This is a genomic window from uncultured Boseongicola sp. (assembly GCF_937988555.1).
Lineage (GTDB): Bacteria > Pseudomonadota > Alphaproteobacteria > Rhodobacterales > Rhodobacteraceae > Boseongicola.
On sequence record NZ_CALJXO010000085.1, the window covers coordinates 1 to 2,649 of the forward strand.

The 2,649-nt window shown below is 57.5% G+C and carries 2 protein-coding genes; both read right to left on the bottom strand.

The window, feature by feature from the left end; genetic code table 11:
* Positions 1-107 precede the first annotated feature (107 nt).
* Positions 108-2,141 (bottom strand): TRAP transporter permease, encoded by a 2,034-nt coding sequence (locus Q1B15_RS04820; RefSeq protein WP_299750948.1) that lies wholly within the window; start codon positions 2,139-2,141, stop codon positions 108-110.
* Positions 2,142-2,221: 80 nt separating this feature from the next.
* Positions 2,222-2,649: TAXI family TRAP transporter solute-binding subunit (locus Q1B15_RS04825; protein WP_299750951.1), on the bottom strand; the 428-nt coding region annotated here is incomplete at its 5' end.

Genomic DNA, 2,649 nt, shown 5'->3' on the forward strand with positions numbered 1-2,649 from the left:
CGCCTGCTCAGAAGTCCGGCTTCATAGCTTTATGCTCTGCCTGAATCTCTACCGATCTTTCCAAAGAAGAATGAACAGACCAGCTAAGAGCTGGACCAATCCGCCGATCATGAAGGACCGATCACCAGCGGTCCCCGTTGCCGTACCTGTAAGAGCACGATCGGCGCCAGCAAGATCAGCCCAATCCCCATGGTTGTCAGCCCCGGTGCGATGAACAGGAATGAGCCTAATCCAACCCACCAGCGTTGCACCATCGGCATGGGCGCAAACAGAAAGCCAGAGAAGGCCACGCCAAGTGCCGCGATCCCTAAAGCGGCTCCCGTCAACGTTACGAAGAAGGCGTACCAAGTGAAGCCGTCCGCAACCAGCAGCAGGGCTGGCGAATAGATGAACACAAAAGGTACCAGCGCCTTCGCGATCCCTAATCGGAACGCGGTGTTCCCGGTTTTGAATGGGTTCGATCCGGCGATACCGGCGGCGGCATAAGCGGCCAGTGCCACGGGCGGCGTAATATCGGCCAAGACTCCGTAGTAGAAGACAAAGAAGTGCGCCACCAAAGGCTCGACTTGCTGCGTGGCCAAAGCGGGAGCCGCGACGGCGACAAGAATAATGTACGTCGCGGTTGTGGGGATGCCCGCCCCCATGATGATGCACGAGATTGCGATCAGCACCAGTGAGATGAACAAAGACCATTGCGCTACCGAGAAGTAGGACAGTGGCCAGATGGCCGCAATCACTGAGCCTATATCATTGGCCGTCTGCACCACAACATACCCCAGCCGAAAGCCAACACCCGTCAGTGTCACCACCCCCACGACAACGCCGACGGTCGCGGCAGCGGCCCCAACAGCAAGCGTGTTCTTGGCGCCGACAGACAAGGCCGCCCACAGATCACGGACCGTCAGCCTGCTCACCGGGTTCAAGAAACCCACGACTATACAGGCGAAGATGCCATAGACGGCAGCATAATCAGGGGTCCAGCCGTTCAGGATCATATAGACCAGCAACACAAGCGGGATGACCGACAGCCAGTGCTGACGCAAAACAAGACCCGCCTTAGGCAGTTCAGCGACATTGAGACCGCGCAGACCAAGGCGCTTGGCCTCCAGATGCACCATAATGAAGATACCGAAGTAATGAAGCAGCGCCGGGAAAAGGGCCGCAGCAAGCACGTCGCGGAGTGGGATCTCAAGATACTCGACCATGATAAAGGCCGCAGCCCCCAAAATCGGCGGGGTGATCTGACCACCAGTTGACGCCGTTGCCTCGACTGCGCCCGCAAAGTGCGCCGGATAGCCAACCTTCTTCATGGCGGGGATTGTCAGCGCGCCTGTTGTCACCGTGTTGGCGATGGAAGACCCCGAGATCGTCCCCATGAACGCTGATGAGAAGATCGCAACCTTTGCAGGCCCGCCCGCATAGCGCCCGGCGATGACCATGGCGAGGTCGACGAACAATTGCCCAAGACCGATCCGGGTGGCCAGCACACCGAAGACAATGAACAAAAAGACGTATTTCGCCATGACCCCGATGGCGATGCCATAGATGCCTTGGTTGGTCATATAGAGGTGATTGATGAGGCCCAGCCACGACGTGCCGCCATGCTTCAAAGCGCCCGGTGCATAAGGGCCAAAGAGAGCGAACAATATAAAGACCAGCGCAATTATTGGCAGCGTGGGGCCGACCGAACGGCGCGTGGCCTCGAGTGTCAGTACGAGCAGTACGGTGCCCATGAAAACGTCTGATTGCGAAGGATTGCCTACGCGCGTCGCCAGCGCTTCGGGCGGGAGCAGCGGAAGGTACATCGCCGCCCCAATCGCCATGACAGCGAATATCATATCAAGGATGGGCACACCTTGCAGACGGAACCACGCCTTGTCCGGCAGGTCCATTGTCGTGCTGCGCCGGTAGCCAAACAGCAAAAACACAAGGCCCAGCACAAAGGAAATGTGGATCCCCCGGTGCAGCAATTCACGGATTAGGCCAAAGCCTGATGCATAGACGTGATAGACAGACATCGCGACAAGCGCCGCGCTGATCAGCATCCCCAATTGCGGAGCAGTCGGACGGAAGGCCGTCTCGGGGTCATAGCGGCGTTCGATCTCGGCCAGCTCGTCAGCGGTTAAAGTCTTGTCTGCCATCGTGCCCACCAGTGTCGGATAAAATGCAAAAAAAACCGGGCGCAGCGCGCGCCCGGTTTAAGATCAAATCGTGCGTCAGGTTACTTTAAAAGACCTACTTCGCGGTAGAAGCGTTCGGCACCAGCATGCAGCGGCACACCTACACCAGCCAAGGCAGTCTCGGCAGTGATCGTCTTGCCTTTGGCGTGACCCACATCAAGCAGCGTGCGGGACTCGTCATTCCAAAGTGCTTTGGTGATGTTATAGATCAGCTCTTCGTCCTTCTTGGCCGAGGTAAACCACTGCGCACCAACAGAAATTGTTCCTGCGCCAGCCACACCTTCATAGGTGCCTTCAGGAATTTCAGAGGCCGCGAAGAAGCCATATGCAGACGTCAAAGCCTCGGCCACAGCACCTTCAATCGGGATGATCTTAATGTCCGCAGCAGAGGCCAATTCAACCACAGCACCGGTTGGATACCCGGCCACAGCAAAGAACGCATCAATCTGACCCTTGCGCAAAGCCTCGG

Bases quoted from the DNA above. Each gene is read 5' to 3' on its own strand.
- Q1B15_RS04820 (WP_299750948.1), bottom strand. From the start codon at position 2,141: ATGGCAGACAAGACTTTAACCGCTGACGAGCTGGCCGAGATCGAACGC.